Source organism: Streptomyces sp. AA1529, assembly GCF_000280905.1.
In the GTDB taxonomy this organism is placed as follows: domain Bacteria; phylum Actinomycetota; class Actinomycetes; order Streptomycetales; family Streptomycetaceae; genus Streptomyces.
On record NZ_ALAP01000070.1, the window covers coordinates 20989 to 39362 of the forward strand.

16 protein-coding genes and 1 pseudogene are annotated in these 18374 nt (G+C 74.2%); 10 read left to right on the forward strand and 7 right to left on the reverse strand.

Going from position 1 to position 18374, the window contains the following annotated elements; all coding sequences use genetic code 11:
- Window positions 1–2: 2 nt before the first annotated feature.
- Both A949_RS33935 and A949_RS0119590 read left to right on the forward strand, forming a co-directional pair.
- Window positions 3–575, forward strand: a pseudogene (locus tag A949_RS33935) (TetR/AcrR family transcriptional regulator); the annotation flags it as partial.
- A gap of 190 nt (window positions 576–765) precedes the next feature.
- Window positions 766–1647, forward strand: coding sequence for an alpha/beta fold hydrolase (locus tag A949_RS0119590; RefSeq protein WP_019357722.1), 882 nt, complete (start codon window positions 766–768; stop codon window positions 1645–1647).
- A 70-nt stretch (window positions 1648–1717) separates the two neighbouring features.
- On the opposite strand, the gene A949_RS0119595 is transcribed toward A949_RS0119590, so the two are convergent.
- From A949_RS0119595 to A949_RS0119610, 4 genes are all read right to left on the reverse strand, one after another.
- Complete coding sequence (locus tag A949_RS0119595) at window positions 1718–2959, reverse strand: GGDEF domain-containing protein (protein WP_037706937.1); 1242 nt, start codon at window positions 2957–2959, stop codon at window positions 1718–1720.
- A gap of 226 nt (window positions 2960–3185) precedes the next feature.
- On the reverse strand, window positions 3186–3986 hold the full coding sequence (locus A949_RS0119600; protein WP_037706960.1) for an enoyl-CoA hydratase/isomerase family protein: 801 nt from the start codon (window positions 3984–3986) through the stop codon (window positions 3186–3188).
- A 92-nt stretch (window positions 3987–4078) separates the two neighbouring features.
- Window positions 4079–5332, reverse strand: a complete 1254-nt coding sequence (locus tag A949_RS33940) for an adenylate/guanylate cyclase domain-containing protein (protein ID WP_051019565.1) — start codon at window positions 5330–5332, stop codon at window positions 4079–4081.
- Between the two features lie 289 nt (window positions 5333–5621).
- A complete protein-coding gene (locus A949_RS0119610) occupies window positions 5622–6470 on the reverse strand; it encodes a biotin--[acetyl-CoA-carboxylase] ligase (protein ID WP_019357726.1) in 849 nt (282 codons plus the stop codon).
- 169 nt (window positions 6471–6639) lie between these two features.
- On the opposite strand from A949_RS0119610, the gene A949_RS0119615 reads away from it, so the two are divergent.
- The 4 genes from A949_RS0119615 (at window position 6640) to A949_RS0119630 (ending at window position 9491) form a co-directional block, all read left to right on the forward strand.
- Window positions 6640–8244, forward strand: a complete 1605-nt coding sequence (locus A949_RS0119615; RefSeq protein WP_019357727.1) for an acyl-CoA carboxylase subunit beta — start codon at window positions 6640–6642, stop codon at window positions 8242–8244.
- Between the two features lie 10 nt (window positions 8245–8254).
- A complete protein-coding gene (locus A949_RS0119620) occupies window positions 8255–8524 on the forward strand; it encodes an acyl-CoA carboxylase epsilon subunit (protein ID WP_019357728.1) in 270 nt (89 codons plus the stop codon).
- Between the two features lie 114 nt (window positions 8525–8638).
- Entirely contained in the window at window positions 8639–8776 is a 138-nt protein-coding gene (mmpB, locus tag A949_RS38555) for a morphogenic membrane protein MmpB (RefSeq protein WP_019357729.1), read from the forward strand.
- Window positions 8777–8876: 100 nt separating this feature from the next.
- Window positions 8877–9491 carry a Maf family protein gene (locus A949_RS0119630; RefSeq protein ID WP_078565477.1) on the forward strand — a complete coding sequence of 205 codons (615 nt, stop codon included), beginning with the start codon at window positions 8877–8879 and terminating at the stop codon, window positions 9489–9491.
- On the opposite strand, the gene A949_RS0119635 is transcribed toward A949_RS0119630, so the two are convergent.
- The gene (locus A949_RS0119635) at window positions 9466–9954 is read right to left on the reverse strand and encodes a hypothetical protein (RefSeq protein WP_237735863.1); all 489 of its coding nucleotides are present in this window, start codon (window positions 9952–9954) and stop codon (window positions 9466–9468) included. The genes A949_RS0119630 and A949_RS0119635 overlap by 26 nt on opposite strands.
- Window positions 9955–10386: 432 nt before the next feature.
- On the opposite strand from A949_RS0119635, the gene A949_RS0119640 reads away from it, so the two are divergent.
- Window positions 10387–12171, forward strand: coding sequence for an ATP-binding protein (locus tag A949_RS0119640; protein ID WP_019357732.1), 1785 nt, complete (start codon window positions 10387–10389; stop codon window positions 12169–12171).
- Window positions 12172–12258: 87 nt separating this feature from the next.
- Here A949_RS0119640 and A949_RS0119645 read toward each other — a convergent pair whose 3' ends face one another.
- Window positions 12259–13221, reverse strand: a complete 963-nt coding sequence (locus A949_RS0119645) for a DeoR/GlpR family DNA-binding transcription regulator (protein WP_019357733.1) — start codon at window positions 13219–13221, stop codon at window positions 12259–12261.
- A gap of 179 nt (window positions 13222–13400) precedes the next feature.
- Window positions 13401–14879, reverse strand: a complete 1479-nt coding sequence (locus tag A949_RS0119650) for an NAD(P)H-quinone dehydrogenase (protein WP_019357734.1) — start codon at window positions 14877–14879, stop codon at window positions 13401–13403.
- Between the two features lie 157 nt (window positions 14880–15036).
- On the opposite strand from A949_RS0119650, the gene A949_RS0119655 reads away from it, so the two are divergent.
- From A949_RS0119655 to A949_RS0119665, 3 genes are all read left to right on the forward strand, one after another.
- Window positions 15037–15474 carry a gamma-glutamylcyclotransferase gene (locus A949_RS0119655; RefSeq protein WP_019357735.1) on the forward strand — a complete coding sequence of 146 codons (438 nt, stop codon included), beginning with the start codon at window positions 15037–15039 and terminating at the stop codon, window positions 15472–15474.
- A gap of 144 nt (window positions 15475–15618) precedes the next feature.
- The gene (locus tag A949_RS0119660; protein WP_019357736.1) at window positions 15619–16440 is read left to right on the forward strand and encodes a purine-nucleoside phosphorylase; all 822 of its coding nucleotides are present in this window, start codon (window positions 15619–15621) and stop codon (window positions 16438–16440) included.
- 124 nt (window positions 16441–16564) lie between these two features.
- On the forward strand, window positions 16565–18364 hold the full coding sequence (locus tag A949_RS0119665) for a phospho-sugar mutase (protein WP_019357737.1): 1800 nt from the start codon (window positions 16565–16567) through the stop codon (window positions 18362–18364).
- Window positions 18365–18374 lie beyond the last annotated feature (10 nt).

The window sequence follows — 18374 nt, forward strand, 5'->3', positions numbered from 1 at the left end:
CCATGGTGCGCGCGGGTCTGACCGTGGACCGGATCGTCCAGGCAGCAGCCGAGCTGGCGGACGAGGTGGGCCTGGACAACGTCACACTGTCCGCGCTGGCCCGCGGATTCGGCGTCAAGGACGCCAGCCTCTACTCCCACGTCCGCAACCTCGCCGACCTGCGCACCCGGCTGTGCGTCCAGGCGGCCCGCGAGATGACCGACCGGATCGGCGCAGCCGTCGCCGGGCGCGCCGGCAAGGACGCGCTGCTCGCCTTCGCCGACGCCTTCCGCGGCTACGCCCTCGAACACCCCGGCCGCTACGCCGCCGGACAGCTCCAGGTCGACCCCGCCGTCGCCGCCGAGTCCGTCGGCCACCGCCGCAGCATCGAACTGACCTACGGCATGCTGCGCGCCTACGGCCTCCGGGAACCGGACCTGACCGACGCCGGGCGGCTGCTGCGCAGCACCTTCCACGGCTACGCGGACCTGGAGACCCGCACCGGGTTCAGCCACCCGCGGCGCCTCGACGACTCCTGGCGCCGCTCCCTGGAGGCGCTGCACTTCCTGCTGGAGAACTGGCCGCGGACCACGCAGCCGGAGCCGCGCGGCACCCGCGATCCGCGCCCGGGCCGGGCCGCGGCCCCGGCCGTCGGGTGCGGGACCGCAGACGGCGGGCACAGGGCCGAAGGCGGCGGGTGCGGGGCCGAAGGCGGCGGGTGCGGGGCCGAAGGCGGCGGGTGCGGGGCCGAACACATCGAGCACATCAGAGATGAGGAGCAGACCGGTGAATGACCGATCCGACGCCGCCGAACCCCGTTCCGGCGCCCTGCCCGTCCCGGGCGCCACCCTCGGCTACCAGGTGCGCGGCACGGGACCGCTGCTGCTGCTCATACCGGGCGGCGCGGGGAACGCGGACGTCTTCCACGGAGTGGCGCCCGCACTCGCCGCCCACTTCACCGTGGCGAGCTACGCGCCGCGCGGGATCAGCGGCAGCCCGCTGGACGCCCCCGGCGAGGAGCAGCGCGTCGCGGTGCACGCCGCCGACGCCGGGCGGCTGCTCGACCTGCTCTCCCCCGACGAGCCCTGCTATGTGTTCGGCACCAGCTCCGGCGGCATCACCGCCGTCGAACTGCTGACGCTGCACCCCGACCGGGTGCGGCTCGCCGTCGCGCACGAGCCGCCGCTGGCCCGGGTGTCGGCCGTCCCCGGACCGGCACTGGACGCGTTCGCGCAGATCAGCGAGGTCGCCGCGCGCGAGGGTGTCGGGCCGGGCTACGCGCGGATGGGGGCGACGCTGGGCGAGGCCGAGCCGCTCGACCCGGCCGAGGACGAGGGAGCGCCGGAACCGATGCCGGCGGGGCTGCGGGCCGCCGTCGAGGCGAGCAGCGGCCACTTCCTGGAACATGTGCTGAAGCCCTTCACCCACCACGGCCCGGACCTCGCCCGGCTGCGGGCCGCCGCGGACCGGCTGGTCGTCGGGGTCGGCCGGGCCTCCCGCGGACAGCTCCCGCACACCCTCGCCACCGAGCTGGCCGAGACGGTGGGGGCGCGGTGCCGGGAGTTCCCCGGCGGCCATCTCGGCTGCGTCGAGCACCCGGCGGCGTTCGCCCGCGCGCTGCACCGCACCCTGCGGGAGGCGGACCCCGCACCGGGGACCGGCCGTTGACACCGGCTGCGCGCGACCGGCTGCGGGCTCGGTGCACGGGATCCGGCGCGGCGGAGCCCGGCGCCGGAGCTCAGCTGCGGCGGAAGCGGCGGCGCTCGGGGGCGGGCGGCAGCGGGTCGGGGGTGGCGGCCAGCCGGACCGTGGGATCGTCGGGCCCGCCCTCCCGGCCCGCGACGACCGGCGCGCCGGAGCGCAGCGCCTTGGCGCGGTACTGGGCGGCGTCCGCCAGCCGGAAGAGGCGGTGTGCGGAGCGCACGGCGCCCACCGGGTCGCCGGTCGACGCGATCCCGCAGGCCACCCCCTCCCCCAGCTCCAGCGCGGCGGCGCTGCGGCACAGTTCGCCGACGGTGTGCACCACCTCGTCGGCGGCGGGGCCCACGGCCAGCAGGCAGAACTCGTCGCCGCCCAACCGCCCGGCCAGCGCGCCGGGCAGGGCGGCCGCCGCCGCGGACAGCACGGCGGCGAACCGTTCCAGCAGCCGGTCGCCGGCCTCGTGCCCCTGGGCGTCGTTGACGCCTTTGAGCCCGTTGAGGTCGCAGACGACGAGGCTGACGACGGTGCCCAGATCGCGGTGGAGCGCGATGGCCTCGTCCAGCCGGGTCTCGACGGCGCGCCGGTTGGCGAGTCCGGTGAGGGGGTCGGTGTAGGCGAGCCTGCGGACCTCCTCCAACTGCTCGTTCTGCGCGATGCCCGAGGCTATGAGGGCCGCGAGCACCGCGGCGAAGTCGGCGTCGGCGCGGGTGAAGGCCGGTCCTCCGGCGGGCCGTGCCACATACAGCTCTCCCCAGGCCCGGCCGCGCAGCACGATCGGTGCGATCACACAGGAGCCGCGGCCCCTGCGGCGCCGCGCCGCCACCCGGCGGTAGCCGTGCGCCGCCGGGTCCCCGGCGCCGCCCGCCGCCTCCGGGCCGTCGCCCACCACCCACGCCTGCGGCCGGCCGCCGCCCGCCCACCACTCGTGCAGCAGTTCGGCGAGCTGGGGGAAGTCGTGCACCGGGTAGGACTCGTCGGCGGGGTACTCGGCCTCCTCCGGCGCCCGCTCCCCCACGTTGGCCAGCACGCGCAGCCGACCGCCGGCCGGCTCCCAGACGGACACGGCGGCGAACGTGCCGCCCATCGCCGCGCGGGCGCCTTCGGCCGCCGCGTGCGCTATGTCCCGGTGGGAGCGGGCGGTGTCGGTCTCGGGGTCGTCCGCGGGGTGCGGGTGCGGGCGGGCCGCGGCGGGCGCCGAGGTCTGGGCCGCCGCCATGGCCTGGGACAGCACGACGACGGCATCGAGGCGCGCGTCCGCGTCCTCCGCTGTTCGACCCATACGCCAAGATTAGGAGGCTTCGCCCCGTTCTGCCGCACGGATCATTACGCAGAGCTTCACTCTACGAAGAAGACCCCGCGCCCCGCCGGGAAACCGCGCATCCCGCGCCCGGGAACCGCCACTCCGCCGCACACCCGATCCGCCGCACATCGATCCGCCGTACGGCGCCGCACCGGGCGCCGCCGCAGCGCCCCGTCGAAGAGGCCGGCCGAAGCCGCCCGCACGGTCAGACCCCGGGCCAGTCCGGCTTCCGCTTCTCGTTGAACGCCGCGACGCCCTCGGCCCGGTCACCGGAGAAGGCGACCGTACGCCAGGCGGCCTCCTCCACCTCCAGCCCCGCCCGCAGGTCCATCCCCCATCCGGTGCGCAGCGCCCGCTTGGCGGCGCGCAGCCCGACCGGCGAGTTGGCCGCGATGCGGGCCGCGAGCGCCAGCGCCTCGGCCCGGTCCGTACCCGACTCCGCGAGCAGGTCGACCATGCCGAGCGCCCGCGCCTCCTCGGCGGCCACCCGGCGCGCGGTGAAGATCAGCTCGGCGGCCCGGGCCGCACCCACCCGGCGCGGCAGCAGCTGCGTCCCGCCGCCGCCCGGTACGACACCGACCGACACCTCGGGCAGGCCCAGCACCGCGGTGGGGTCGGCCACGATCAGGTCGCAGGCCAGCGCCAGTTCGTACCCGCCGCCCAGCGCATAGCCGTGCACGGCGGCGATCGTCGGCATCGGCAGTTCCAGCACCCCGGTGTAGGCGGCCCGGGCGTGCGGACGCTGGGCCGCCAGCTCCGCGTCGCTGAAGGAGTTGCGCTCCTTGAGGTCGGCGCCGACGCAGAACGCGCGCTCGTGCGTCGAGGTCAGTACGGTGGCCCGCACCTCACCGTCCCGCGCGAGCGCGGCGCACGCGTCGGCCAGGGCGCCCGCGAACGCCGTCGACACGGCGTTCATGGCCCCACTCCGGTCCATCACCAGCTCCGCGACGTGCCCGTCCTTGCGGACCCGCACCCACTCCCCGAACGCCTGCTCGCTGAGATCCATGACCGCCACGATAACGGTCGCTAACTTCCGCCCGTCAACGTCCGGCGCGGCACCCGCCGGACGCGTCCCCCCGCCCGCCGGGTCGGCGCCGGCTAGCCTCCGGTGCCGCGGCGCCGCAGCAGCCAGGGCTCCACGACGCCCAGCCCGCGCACCGGACGCTGGTAGAGCGGCTGGAGCGCGAACCGGTACCCGGACAGGTCCTCGCTCTCCTTCTCCGACTCCGGCGCGGCGCCCGAGGCGGTCAGCTCGGCCCGCAGCGCACCGTCCACCAGCACCGTGTCCTTGGGCGCTATCGAGGTCAGCCTGCTGGCGAGGTTGACCGTGTTGCCGAAGACATCACCCATCCGGGTCGTCATCGTCCCGAAGGCGATACCGACCCGCAGCTCCGGCATCGTCGCGTCGTTGGCCATCGTCTCGATCAGCCGCAGCCCGATCTCCGCAGCCGTGCCCGCGTCCTCGGCGACGTAGAGGATCTCGTCGCCCAGCGCCTTGATGAGCCGCCCGCCGTGCGCGGCGACCAGGTCGGCCGAGGTGGTCTCGAACGCCTCCACCAGCTCGCCCAGTTCCTCGTCCTCCAGGCGGCGGGTCAACCGGGTGAAGCCCACCAGGTCGGCGAAGCCGATGGCCTGCCGCCGGTTGACCATCTCCTCGTCGTCCTGCGCCTGGACGACCCGGCCGGTGGCGGCGGCCAGCTGCCGGCGCCACACATAGACCAGGAACTCCTCCAGCTCGGGCAGGAGGAGCTGCACCAGCGGGAAGGTGACCTCGTTGCGGGTCATCCCGGGCTCGGGCGGCTCGGTCAGCCCCATCAGGAACGAGTCGATCTGCCAGTCCGCGAGCCGCGCCGTGGTCTGCCCGGTGGAGCGGGCCACCTGCACCGCCATCGTCTCGCTCAGCAGCCCCGCCTCGACCAGGCCCGACAGCCGCCGCAGCGCCAGCACGTCGGCCTCGGTCAGCGCCCGGGCCTGGCCGACGTCGGCGAAGCCCATCGCCCGCCAGAACCGGGAGGCCAGCTCCATGGAGACCCCGGCGGCGCGGGCGGCCTGGAAGGGCGTGTACTGCCGCTCGGACCCGAGAATGAGCTCCTCGATGCGCAGCGCGCTGGGGTCGGGCTCGTCGTCCGGGTCCCCCGCGCCTTCGGCGAAGGGGCCCGCCGGACCGTCCCCGGCGGGGGACACGCCGGCACCCCCGGCAGGCGGCGCCCCCGCGGAAGCACCGGAAGCACCGGGGTCACCGGAAGCACCGGGGTCGCCGTCCGCGGGATCGCCCGGCGCCGGGGCGGCGCCGTCCGCGGGATCGCCGGGCGGACCCGCCGCGGCGTCCGCCGGATCGGCGGCGTCCGGGATTCCGCGGTCACCGCCCCCGGCTCCGGTCCCGCCCCCGGCTCCGGCGCCCGTGGCACCCGGTACCGGTGCGGACCCGGCGGACGCCGCTCCGCGTCCGGGCACGCCCGGTTCGTCCGCGGTCACCGCGGGCTCCCCGCACGCTCCGCGGCGTGGTGTCGCGGCCTCGCGTCGTCCCTGCGCACAGCCCTTCCGTTCCCTCTTGCCCGATCCGCCGGCGGTCCGGCCACCGCTCCCGGGTGGCACTCGATGTCACCGCCGATTGCCCACCATACGGCAGTTGTGCGCTACCTCACGGTCCGGTCGCGGGGCGCAGATGGACGATGTCACCAGCTGCGACCGGATGCTGTACGCCCTGTTCCGAGGCGATGACCAGTCGGCCGTCGCCGTCCACCGCGACGGCCTCGCCCACCAGCTCTCCCCCGCCGGGCAGCGTCGCGCGCACGGTCCTGCCGAGCGTCACGCAGCCCGCCGCGTAGGCGTCCAGCACGGCCGAGGCCGCCGGGTCGCCGTCCGCCGCCGTCCAGCGGCCGTACCAGTCCTCCACCGCGCGCAGCACCGCACGCAGCAGCGGGTCCCGGTCCGTGCCCTGAGCCCCGGCCAGCAGCAGCGAACCTGCGGTGGGGACCGGCAGCTCGTCCTCGCGGAGGCTGACGTTGAGCCCGATACCGAGGACGACGGCGTCGGAGTCGACGCGTTCCGCCAGGATGCCGCCGACCTTGCGTTCGCCGCCCTTGGCGGTCGTCAGCACGTCGTTGGGCCACTTGAGGCCGGTGTCGACACCGGCCGTACGGGCGAGCGCACCGGCCGCGGCCACCCCGGCCAGCAGCGGGAGCCAGCCCCAGCGCTCCGCCGGGGGCTCGGGGCGCAGCAGCATCGAGAAGAAGAGGCCGGAGCGGGGCGGGGCCGTCCACGAGCGGTCCAGCCGGCCCTTGCCCGCGGTCTGCTCCTCGGCGACGAGGACGGCGCCGGGCTCGGCCTTCCCCGTGCGGGCGCGGGCCACCAGCTCGGTGTTGGTCGAGCCGAGCGACTCGACCACCTCCAGGTCGGTCCAGAGGGAGTCCCCGCCGAGCAGTGCCCTGCGCAGGGCCGCCTGACGGAGCGGGGGGCGGTCGAGGTCGGACCAGCGGTGTGACGTCATGCGGCCAGGTTATGGGGGGTACGCCGGATCCGGCCCCCGCCACCCGCCGACGAGGCCGGACGCCGGTCCGGGTGGACCCGAGTGTGGCCAACGACGCACTCCGTGACGGGCAGGTCGCAGATAGCCTACGGGTCGGTAGCCAACCCGCGACGGTAAGGAGCCCTCCGAGATGTCCTCGCCCAGCCCCGACATCGACGACCTCGACATCCACACCACCGCGGGCAAGCTCGCGGACTTCGAGCGGCGCACGGCGGAGGCCGTGCACGCGGGCTCGGAGCGCGCGGTGGAGAAGCAGCACGCCAAGGGGAAACTGACCGCCCGGGAGCGGGTGGAACTCCTGCTCGACGAGGGGTCGTTCACCGAGCTGGACGAGTTCGCGCGGCACCGCTCGACCAACTTCGGGCTGGAGAGCAACCGCCCGTACGGGGACGGCGTGGTCACCGGCTACGGCACCGTCGACGGCCGCCCCGTGTGCGTCTTCTCGCAGGACTTCACCATCTTCGGCGGCGCCCTCGGCGAGGTCTACGGCGAGAAGATCGTGAAGGTCATGGACTTCGCTCTGAAGACCGGCTGCCCGGTCGTGGGCATCAACGACGGCGGCGGTGCCCGGATCCAGGAGGGGGTGGCGGCACTCGGCCTGTTCGCGGAGATCTTCCGCCGCAACACCCACGCCTCCGGGGTGATCCCGCAGATCTCCCTGGTCCTGGGCCCGTGCGCGGGCGGCGCCGTCTACTCGCCGGCGATCACGGACTTCACGGTGATGGTCGACCAGACCTCGCACATGTTCATCACCGGGCCGGACGTGATCAAGACGGTCACCGGTGAGGACGTCGGCTTCGAGGAGCTGGGCGGCGCCCGCACGCACAACGCGACCTCGGGTGTGGCGCACCACATGGCGGGGGACGAGAAGGACGCCATCGAGTACGTCAAGGCGCTGCTGTCCTACCTGCCCTCCAACAACCTCTCCGAGCCGCCCGGCTATCCGGAGGAGGCGGACCTGGAGACCTCCGAGGAAGACCGGGAGCTGGACGCCCTGATCCCGGACTCGGCGAACCAGCCCTACGACATGCACACCGTGGTCGAGCACGTGCTGGACGACGGTGAGTTCCTGGAGACGCAGGCGCTGTTCGCGCCGAACATCGTCACCGGGTTCGGCCGCGTCGAGGGCCGTCCGGTGGGGGTGGTCGCCAACCAGCCGCTGCAGTTCGCGGGCTGCCTCAACATCGACGCGAGCGAGAAGGCGGCGCGCTTCGTGCGCACCTGCGACTCGTTCAACATCCCCGTGCTCACCTTCGTGGACGTCCCCGGCTTCCTGCCCGGCACGGACCAGGAGTACGACGGGATCATCCGGCGCGGCGCCAAGCTGATCTACGCGTACGCGGAGGCGACGGTGCCGCTGATCACGGTGATCACCCGGAAGGCGTTCGGCGGCGCCTACGACGTGATGGGGTCCAAGCACCTGGGCGCCGACCTCAACTTCGCCTGGCCGACGGCGCAGATCGCGGTGATGGGCGCACAGGGCGCGGTCAACATCCTGCACCGCAAGAAGCTGGCCGGCGCCGGTACGCCCGAGCAGACCGAGGAGCTGCGCGCCCAGCTCACCCAGGAGTACGAGGACGCGCTGCTGAACCCGTACGTGGCGGCCGAGCGCGGCTACGTGGACGCGGTGATCCGCCCCGCGGAGACCCGCCGCCACATCACCCGCGGGCTGCGCACGCTGCGCAGCAAGCGGGAGCAGCTCCCGCCGAAGAAGCACGGCAACATCCCGCTGTGAGGAGAGTGCGATGACGACGGAGTCCGTCGAGACCGCCCCGCGGGGCGCAACCGAGGGCACTGCCGGGGCCGAGCCGTCCATCCGGGTCGTCCGGGGCAACCCCACTCCCGAGGAACTGGCGGCGGCGCTGGCGGTGGTGCGGGTGCGCGCCCGCGCCGTGCCGGCCGACGAGCCGCGGCGGGCGGCGCCCAGCGCCTGGTCGGATCCGGCCCGTACGGTGCCCGGCCCGCCCCCGGCGCCGGGTCCGGAGGCCTGGCGCCGCACCTTCTGGGCCGGCTGACCGGCCGCGCTGCCGACCGGCCGGCCGCGTGCGCCCGCGGGTGTGCTGCGCGTGCGCCCGCGCCTGAGTACGCGTACTCAGGCGCGGGCGCCGGGGTGCGGCCACCATGGGCGGATGCTGTGGTCCGATCCCCGAGACGAGCCGCCGCCGGACATCCGCAGGACCCAGGAGAAGGTGCACCGCCTCGGCTGGGTGCTGCTCGTGGTCACGGCGGTGGTGATGATGCTGCTGCTGTCGGTCACGTACTCCTAGGCGTCCAAAGCGTCCCCCGGCGTCCCGGGAATCCAGGGTGCTCCCGGGCGCCTCGGGCGCCCCCGCGGGGCACGGCACGGCGACTCCTTACGATGGCCGCATGAACTCACCGCGTCTTGTGCTGGCCTCCGCCTCCCCCGCCCGTCTCGCACTGCTGCGGCAGGCCGGGATGGCGCCCGAGGTGGTCGTCAGCGGGGTGGACGAGGACGCGCTCGACGCGCCGACGCCGTCCGAACTGGCCCGGGTGCTGGCCGAGGCCAAGGCCGCGGCGGTCGCCGCGCGGGCCGAGGCCGCCGAGGCGCTGGTCGTCGGCTGCGACTCGGTGCTGGAGCTGGACGGGCGGCCGCTGGGCAAGCCCGCCGACGCGGCGGAGGCGACGGCCCGCTGGCGGGACATGCGCGGCCGCTCCGGGGTGCTGCACACCGGGCACTGCGTCGTGGACACCCGCGCGGCCGCGGCAGGCGCACGCCGCTCGGTGACGACCTCCACGACGGTGCACTTCGGGCGGCCCTCCGACGCGGAGGTCGCGGCCTACGTCGCCAGCGGCGAACCGCTCCACGTGGCGGGCGCGTTCACGCTCGACGGCCGCTCGGGGCCGTTCGTGGACGGTATCGAGGGCGACCACGGCAACGTGCTCGGGCTCTCGCTGCCCACGCTGCGCGGGCTGCTGGGCGAGCTGGGGGTCGCCGTCACGGACCTGTGGGCTCCGCGCTGACGCCGGGCCCGTCGCCGGGGTGTTCGCCGGGGTGTCCGGCGGGCCGCCGCCCGGCCGGCTCGGCCATCGCCTCGCCGTACCAGGTCAACGACCAGACGATGAGGCCCAGGATGCTCATCATCAGCACGAAGGCCGGCCAGCCGACGAGGCCGACGCAGAACGCGCCGAGCACTCCGTGCACCACCGCGCAACTGATCAGCACGATGCGCCAGAAGCCGCGCGGCGGTACGTCACGTATCGCCGTACGGAGGAGGATCAGCGCGCAGCCGAGCACATAGCCGCCGACCAGCACGGCGCCGATCACCGCTGAGATCGTCATGGCGCGCGGTTCGATACCGGCCAGGGACATCTGCTGGGCGTCCGCGACCTTGCCCAGGAAGAGATTGAGGCCCACGAGCACGGCTGCTTCCATCGTGAGCACCAACGCGGTCACCGCGGCCACTGCCCGTCTGCGCCCTGCCACTCCGCCACCTCTTCCGTCGCCTGCATCTTCGGTGCGCCGGCGGCCGTTTGACGGCTCGACGGCCGTATCGCCCGACGCGGTTCCGCTGCGCGCCGCGGGTTACTCCAGGTACGTGCTCTCGGCAGGGCGAACGCTACTCACGGGTACAAGCCGGGGCAAGAGAATCGACGCAAAGCAAAAATTCCGTCTGCGAGTCGTAGGGACCCCACAAAGACGACGCACTCAGGCGCACGACTCCGACAGAGAGCTAGCCCACATGCCCAAGGCGCACGTTCCACCACCGAATGCGGCGTACCGTGGGACAACGAGGGGAGATCCGGTTCTGCGCGACCCACGGGTGACACTCCGTGTGGGCAAGCTCACCCCCCTTGGCGGCTCGGCGTCAGGTGTCGCCTGTACCTAAACTCAGGTTGTTCCAAGGAGGGAGCCATCGTGCGCAAGGTGCTCATCGCCAACCGCGGCGAAATCGCCGTCCGCGTCGCCCGCGCGTGCCGGGATGCGGGAATCGCGAGTGTCGCCGTCTATGCCGAGCCGGACCGGGACGCGCTGCACGTCCGCGTGGCCGACGAGGCATTCGCCCTGGGCGGTGACACCCCGGCGGCGAGCTATCTGGATGTCGGCAAAGTACTGAAAGCGGCCGCCGACTCGGGAGCCGACGCCGTCCACCCCGGCTACGGATTCCTCTCCGAGAACGCCGAGTTCGCGCAGGCGGTGCTCGACGCGGGCCTCAACTGGATCGGCCCGCCCCCGCAGGCCATCCGCGACCTGGGCGACAAGGTCGCCGCGCGGCACATCGCGCAGCGCGCGGGCGCCCCGCTGGTCGCCGGCACCAAGGACCCGGTCTCCGGCGCGGAGGAGGTCGTCGCCTTCGCGGAGGAGAACGGCCTGCCCATCGCCATCAAGGCCGCCTTCGGCGGCGGCGGGCGCGGCCTGAAGGTGGCCCGCACGCTGGAGGAGGTCCCCGAGCTGTACGACTCGGCGGTCCGCGAGGCCGTGGCCGCCTTCGGCCGCGGCGAGTGCTTCGTCGAGCGCTATCTGGACCGGCCCCGGCACGTGGAGACGCAGTGCCTGGCCGACAAGCACGGCAACGTGGTCGTCGTCTCCACCCGCGACTGCTCCCTCCAGCGCCGCCACCAGAAGCTCGTCGAGGAGGCCCCGGCCCCGTATCTGACGGGCGAGCAGAACGCCGAGCTGTACCGCGCGTCCAAGGCCATCCTCCGCGAGGCGGGCTACGAGGGCGCCGGCACCTGCGAGTTCCTCGTCGGCCAGGACGGCACGATCTCCTTCCTGGAGGTCAACACCCGCCTCCAGGTGGAGCACCCGGTGACCGAGGAGGTCACCGGGATCGACCTGGTCCGCGAGATGTTCCGGATCGCCGACGGCGAGAAGCTGGGCTACGACGACCCGCCGCTGCGCGGTCACTCCTTCGAGTTCCGGATCAACGGCGAGGACCCGGGCCGCAACTTCCTTCCGGCGCCCGGCACCGTCACCACCTTCGCGCCGCCCAGCGGTCCCGGCGTGCGGCTGGACGCGGGTGTCGAGTCCGGCTCGGTGATCGGCCCGGCGTGGGACTCGCTGCTCGCCAAGCTGATCGTCTCCGGCGCCACCCGGCAGCAGGCGCTCCAGCGCGCCGCCCGCGCGCTGGACGAGTTCGAGGTCACCGGCATGGCCACGGCGCTGCCCTTCCACCGCACGGTGGTCCGGGACGCGGCGTTCGCGCCCGAGGTGAGCGGCCGCGAGGGTGAGCCGTTCGACGTCCACACCCGGTGGATCGAGACGGAGTTCGTCAACGACCTCAAGCCGTTCGCGGCTCCCGCCCCCGGCGAGGCCGAGGAAGAGGACGCCACGGGGCGCGAGACCGTCGTCGTCGAGGTCGGCGGCAAGCGGCTGGAGGTCTCGCTGCCCTCCTCGCTGGGCATGCCGCTGGCGCGGGCCGCGGTCGAGGGCGGTGCCCGCAAGCCGCGGCGCAAGGCCGCCAAGAAGTCCGGCACCGCCGTCTCCGGCGACGCGCTCGCCTCCCCCATGCAGGGCACCATCGTCAAGGTGGCCGTGGAGGAGGGCCAGCAGGTCGAGGAGGGCGAGCTCATCATCGTCCTGGAGGCGATGAAGATGGAGCAGCCGCTGAACGCGCACCGCGCCGGTACCGTCAAGGACCTCAACGCGGAGATCGGCGCCGCGGTGACCGCGGGCGGCGTCATCTGCGAGATCAAGGACTGACCGGGACCGCGGACCGCCCGGAACCGCACGCCGCGCCCGCCGCCGGAGGTACGCCTCCGCGGCGGGCGCGCGTCGTGTGCGGCCGGGTCAGCGGCGCCTGGGCGCCAGGTCCGCCACCCGGGGCGGCACCGCGGCCGGCGCGGACCGCAGATGGCCGGGCGGGGCGCCGCCCGCCGGACCCGCGGACGGTCCCGGGTGGTTGTGGTTGCCGGGGTGGCCGCCGGAGTGGTTCCCACCCTGCGGCGCCGCCCTGCGGGGGGTGGGCATCGGCACCTCGGGGCGGCCCCGCTCCGGAGCGGCGGACGGCGTCCCGGCGACGGCCACCTGGACACCGCGGTCGGCGAGGGCCTGCAACTCGGTCTCGGCACGGTCGTCGTGCGGCGGGGGTTCGTCCGTCACCAGCCGGGTGATCACATCGGTGGGCACCGTCTGGAACATCGTGTCGGCACCCAGCTTGGTGTGGTCGGCCAGCACCACCACCTCCCCGGCCGCCTGCACCAGGGCCCGGTCCACGCTCGCGGAGAGCATGTTGGAGGTGGACAGCCCGCGCTCGGCGGTCAGCCCGCTTCCGGACAGGAAGGCCCGGGAGACCCGCAGTCCCTGCAGGGACTGCTCGGCGCCACTGCCGACCAGCGCGTAGTTGGAGCCGCGCAGGGTGCCTCCGGTCATCACCACCTCCACCCGGTTGGCGTGCGCGAGCGCCTGGGCCACCAGCAGCGAGTTGGTGACCACGGTCAGGCCGGGCACTCTCGCGAGCCGGCGCGCCAGCTCCTGCGTCGTCGTACCGGCTCCGACGACGACGGCCTCGCCCTCCGAGACGAGGCCCGCGGCCAGATCGGCGATCGCCGTCTTCTCCGCGGTGGCCAGGTGGGATTTCTGGGGGAAGCCGGACTCCCGGGTGAAGCCTCCCGGCAGCACGGCTCCGCCGTGACGGCGGTCGAGGAGTCCTTCGGCCTCCAGCGCCCGTACGTCACGGCGCACGGTCACCTCGGAGGTCTGGACTACGCGGGCCAGCTCACGGAGCGAGACTGCTCCGTTCGCTCGCACCATTTCTAGGATCAATTGACGACGTTCCGCAGCGAACACGAAACTGACAGTAACGCCAACGACCGTCTGGTTTCAGCGCTATCCGCCGATTAACAGAAGTTGTCCGTCCGGCTTCCCCGAATGTGGTATAGCGGACTGTTCGGGACTACGGCGCCCCGGCGGTCGCCCGCTTCCGCCCCGGTTCAGTGCAGTTCGGTCATCTTGCGGGTGTGCAACTGACGGGCGACCTCGGCGATCGAGCCGGTCAGCGACGGATACACGGTGAACGTGTTGGCGATCTGCTCCACGGTCAGATTGTTGTCAACCGCGATCGAGATCGGATGGATCAGCTCGCTGGCCCGCGGCGAGACGACCACCCCGCCCACGATGATGCCGGTGCCGGGGCGGCAGAACAGCTTCACGAAGCCGTCCCGGATGCCCTGCATCTTGGCCCGCGGGTTGCGCAGCAGCGGAAGCTTGACGACACGGGCCTCGATGGCCCCCTTGTCGACGTCCGCCTGGCTGTAGCCGACCGTCGCGATCTCCGGGTCGGTGAAGACGTTCGCGGAGACCGTCCGCAGGTCGAGCGGGTTCACCGCGTCGCCGAGGAAGTGGTACATCGCGATCCGGCCCTGCATCGCCGCGACGGACGCGAGCGCGAGGACCCCGGTGCAGTCGCCCGCGGCGTAGACGCCGGGGGCCGAGGTGCGCGAGACCTTGTCGGTCCAGATGTGCCCCGAGTCCTTGAGCCGGACCCCGGCCTCCTCCAGCCCCATGTCCGTGCTGTTGGGAATGGCACCGACCGCCACCAGGCAGTGCGTACCGGTGATCGTCCGGCCGTCCTGGAGCGTGACCTCGACCCGGTCGCCGTCCGCCTTCGGCGGGCCGCCGGCCGCGGCCACCCGCTGCGCCGAGGCGGCACGCGAGCGGCTCATCACGTTCATCCCGCGGCGCCGGAAGACGTCCTCCAGCACCGCCGCCGCATCCGGGTCCTCGCCCGGCAGCACCCGGTCCCGCGAGGAGACCAGCGTGACCTGCGAGCCCAGCGCCTGGTAGGCACCCGCGAACTCGGCCCCGGTCACACCGGAGCCGATGACGATCAGCTCCTCGGGCTGCTCCTGGAGGTCGTAGAGCTGCGTCCAGTTCAGGATGCGCTCGCCGTCCGGGCGCGCGTCCGGGATCTCCCGCGGGTGGCCGCCGGTGGCGATCAGCACCGCGTCCGCGGTGAGCTGCTCCTGGCTGCCGTCCGCCGCGGTGACCGTCACGACGCGGGAGCCGTCCGTGGCCTGGCCGGGCTCCAGCCTGCCGCGGCCGCGCACCACCCGGCCGCCCGCCCGGGTGACCGAGGCCGTGATGTCGTGCGACTGGGCCAGCGCCAGCCGCTTGACCCGCCGGTTGACCTTGCGGATGTCGACCCCGACCACGCGCGCCGGATCGTCCGGGTCGTGGGTGGTGTCCTCCACCCGGATGCCCAGCTCCTCGTACGAGGAGTCGAAGTTGGTCATCACCTCGGCCGTGGCGATCAGCGTCTTGGACGGCACGCAGTCGGTGAGCACCGACGCACCGCCCAGGCCGTCGCAGTCGACGACGGAGACTTCCGCGCCGAGTTGCGCCGCCACCAGCGCCGCTTCGTATCCGCCAGGGCCACCACCGATGATCACGATCCGAGTCACATGCTCCATTGTCCCGCACCCGTCAGGTCCGGACCCGCCGGGGGGTGCTCCCCCTCCGCGCCGGTCCGGCGCCCCGGCGGGTCTGCGCTCCGCCCGCGCCGCCCGGCCCACCGGGCGCGGTCCCGGGAAACGCCCGTCCCGCGAGGGCCGCCGTTACCCTCGTGGGATGTCGCTCTACGCCGCCTACGCCGGCAACCTCGACGCCCGCCTGATGGCCCGCCGCGCCCCGCACTCCCCCCTCCGCGGCACCGGCTGGCTCACCGACTGGCGGCTCACCTTCGGAGGCGAGCACATGGGCTGGGACGGCGCACTGGCCACCCTCGTGGAGGCACCGCGTTCCCAGATCTTCGTCGCGCTGTACGACATCGCACCGATGGACGAGGACTCGATGGACCGCTGGGAGGGCGTGGGCCTGGACATATACCGGCGGATGCGGGTGCGGGTGCACACCCTGGAGGGCGAGGAGCCGGCCTGGTGCTACGTCCTCAACGGCTACGAGGGCGGCCTGCCCTCGGCCCGCTATCTGGGGGACATCGCCGACGCCGCCGAGTCCGCCGGCGCCCCGCACGACTACGTCATGGAGCTCCGCAAGCGACCGTGCTAGCGGCTGCGCGCTAGCGCAGCGGGCCGACGGATTCTCCACACGCGCCCCACCCGCTCCCGCTGTCGCCCGTGTGTTCGTCCGGACTTGCGAACGAGTTGCACCGCACGTCTACGCGCGTAGGAGATAACGGGCTACCCTCGTCGCGTGAACGCATCTGCCACTACTCACGCTGCCGACGACCCCTACCGCTCCGCCGAGGAGGCCGCCGCCCGGCTGCGGGCGCTGACCGGCGAGGACAGCCACGACGTGGCGCTCGTCATGGGCTCGGGCTGGGTCCCCGCCGCCGACACGCTCGGCGCGGCCGACCACGAGCTCACGATCACCGAGCTGCCGGGGTTCCCGCCGCCCACCGCCGCGGGCCACGCCGGCAAGATCCGCTCGCACCGGGTGGGCGACAAGCGCGCGCTCGTCTTCCTCGGCCGTACACACGCGTACGAGGGCCGCGGGGTCGCGGCCGTCGCGCACGGGGTGCGCACCGCCGTGGCAGCGGGCTGCAAGACCATCGTGCTGACCAACGGCTGCGGCGGGCTGCGGACCGGCATGCGCCCGGGCCAGCCGGTCCTCATCAGCGACCACATCAACCTCACCGCCACCTCGCCGATCGTCGGCGCCAACTTCGTCGACCTGACCGACCTGTACTCGCCGCGGCTGCGCGCGCTCTGCCAGGAGATCGACCCGAGCCTGGAAGAGGGCGTCTACGTCCAGTTCCCCGGCCCGCACTACGAGACCCCCGCGGAGATCGACTACGTCCGCACCATCGGCGGCGACCTGGTGGGCATGTCCACCGTCCTGGAGGCCATCGCCGCGCGCGAGGCGGGCGCCGAGGTGCTCGGGGTCTCCCTGGTCACCAACCTCGCCGCCGGGATGACGGGCGAGCCCCTCAACCACGAGGAGGTCCTGCAGGCCGGCCGCGACTCCGCGGTGCGCATGGGCACCCTGCTCGGCGAGGTGCTCGAGCGGCTCTGACCGGCCGGGGCCGCCCCGGACCATCCCGGGGGCGGCTCTCCCCGGGCCCACGGGCCCCTCAGCCCCACCGGCCCCTCAGCCCCACCGGGCTCCCCAGCCCCACCTGAAAGGCAGGACCACGAAGATGACCGACAGCCTGCGGGAGGGCGCGACAGCCGCACCGGACGCGCCCGCGCCCGGATCGGACGACGCGCTGCTCGCCCGTGCCCGCGACTGGCTGGCCGAGGACCCGGACCCGGAGACCCGCGAGGAACTCGCCGCGCTGCTCGGGGCCGGCGACCTGGCCGAGCTGCGGAACCGGTTCGCCGGCACCCTCCAGTTCGGCACCGCCGGACTCCGCGGTGAGCTGGGCGCGGGACCGATGCGGATGAACCGCGCCGTCGTCATCCGCGCGGCGGCCGGCATCGCCGCGTATCTGCGCGCCCGCCTCCCGCACCCGGCGGAGGGCGAGGCGCCGCTGGTCGTGATCGGCTACGACGCACGGCACCGGAGCGCCGACTTCGCCCGGGACACCGCGGCGGTCATGACCGGCGCCGGGCTGCGCGCGGCGACGCTGCCCGAGCCACTGCCCACCCCGGTGCTGGCGTTCGCCGTGCGGCAGCTCGGCGCGGCCGCCGGGATCATGGTCACCGCCAGCCACAACCCGCCGCGCGACAACGGCTACAAGGTCTATCTGGACGACGGCCTGCAGATCGTGCCGCCCGCCGACGGCGAGATCGCGGATGCCATCGCCGCTGTCGGCCCGCTCGCGGGCGTGCCGCGCCCCGAGTCGGGGTGGCAGGTGCTCGGCGACGAGGTGCACGACGCCTACCTGGCCCGCACCCGGGCCGTGCTCGGCGCGGGCTCGGCCCGCGCGGTGCGGGTCGTGCACACGGCCCTGCACGGCGTCGGCCACCGGACGGCGCAGCTCGCCTTCGAACGGGCGGGCTTCCCCCGGCCCGTCCCGGTGCCCGAGCAGGCCGAGCCGGACCCGGACTTCCCCACCGTCGCGTTCCCCAACCCGGAGGAACCCGGCGCGATGGACCGCGCGTACGCGACCGCCCGCGCCTGGGAGGCCGAGCACGGCGAACGCCCCGACGTGATCATCGCCAACGACCCGGACGCGGACCGCTGCGGCGTGGCCGTACCCGACGCGGCGGCCGGAAGCGGCTGGCGGATGCTGCGCGGCGACCAGGTGGGCGCACTGCTGGCCACCCATCTGATCCGCAAGGGCGCCGCCGGGACCCTCGCGACGACCATCGTCTCCTCCTCGCTGCTCTCCCGGATCGCCGAGTCCGCCGGGCTGCCGTACACCGAGACGCTGACCGGCTTCAAATGGCTGGCTCGGGTGGAGGGGCTGCGCTACGGCTACGAGGAGGCGCTGGGCTACTGCGTCGACCCGCGGGGCGTCCGCGACAAGGACGGCATCACCGCGGCGCTGCTCGTCGCCGAGCTGGCCGCCGAGCTCAAGCAGGCCGGGCGCACACTGTCGGACCTGCTGGACGAACTCGACGTCGAGCACGGCGTGCACGCCACCGACCAGCTCTCGGTGCGGGTGGCGGACCTGTCGCTGATCGCCTCCGCCATGGAGCGGCTGCGTGCCCAGCCGCCGACCGCGCTGGGCGGGCTGTCCGTGGCGCAGGCCGAGGACCTGAACCGGGGCAGCGCGGCCCTCCCGCCCACGGACGGACTGCGCTACCGGCTCGGGGGCACGGACGGCGACCGCGGCGACGGCGCGGCGGGACCGATCGCCGGGGGCCGGGTCGTGGTGCGGCCCAGCGGTACCGAACCGAAGCTCAAGTGCTACCTGGAGGTCGTCGCCCCGGTCGGGACGGCCACCGGTGCGGAGGCCGGCACGGCGGCCGGTCTCGGCGCCGCGCGGGAGCGCGCGGCCGGGGTGCTGGAGCGGATCAAGGACGACCTGAAGCGGGCCACCGGGTTCTGAACCGTCCGCA

Coding starts and splice junctions, on each gene's coding strand:
- A949_RS0119655 (WP_019357735.1), top strand. CDS start 15,037: ATGTCGCTCTACGCCGCCTACGCCGGCAACCTCGACGCCCGCCTGATG.
- A949_RS0119615 (WP_019357727.1), top strand. CDS start 6,640: ATGTCCTCGCCCAGCCCCGACATCGACGACCTCGACATCCACACCACC.
- A949_RS0119630 (WP_078565477.1), top strand. CDS start 8,877: ATGAACTCACCGCGTCTTGTGCTGGCCTCCGCCTCCCCCGCCCGTCTC.
- A949_RS0119595 (WP_037706937.1), bottom strand. CDS start 2,959: ATGGGTCGAACAGCGGAGGACGCGGACGCGCGCCTCGATGCCGTCGTC.
- A949_RS0119600 (WP_037706960.1), bottom strand. CDS start 3,986: ATGGATCTCAGCGAGCAGGCGTTCGGGGAGTGGGTGCGGGTCCGCAAG.
- A949_RS0119665 (WP_019357737.1), top strand. CDS start 16,565: ATGACCGACAGCCTGCGGGAGGGCGCGACAGCCGCACCGGACGCGCCC.
- A949_RS0119645 (WP_019357733.1), bottom strand. CDS start 13,221: ATGGTGCGAGCGAACGGAGCAGTCTCGCTCCGTGAGCTGGCCCGCGTA.
- mmpB (WP_019357729.1), top strand. CDS start 8,639: ATGCTGTGGTCCGATCCCCGAGACGAGCCGCCGCCGGACATCCGCAGG.
- A949_RS0119620 (WP_019357728.1), top strand. CDS start 8,255: ATGACGACGGAGTCCGTCGAGACCGCCCCGCGGGGCGCAACCGAGGGC.
- A949_RS0119610 (WP_019357726.1), bottom strand. CDS start 6,470: ATGACGTCACACCGCTGGTCCGACCTCGACCGCCCCCCGCTCCGTCAG.
- A949_RS0119650 (WP_019357734.1), bottom strand. CDS start 14,879: ATGGAGCATGTGACTCGGATCGTGATCATCGGTGGTGGCCCTGGCGGA.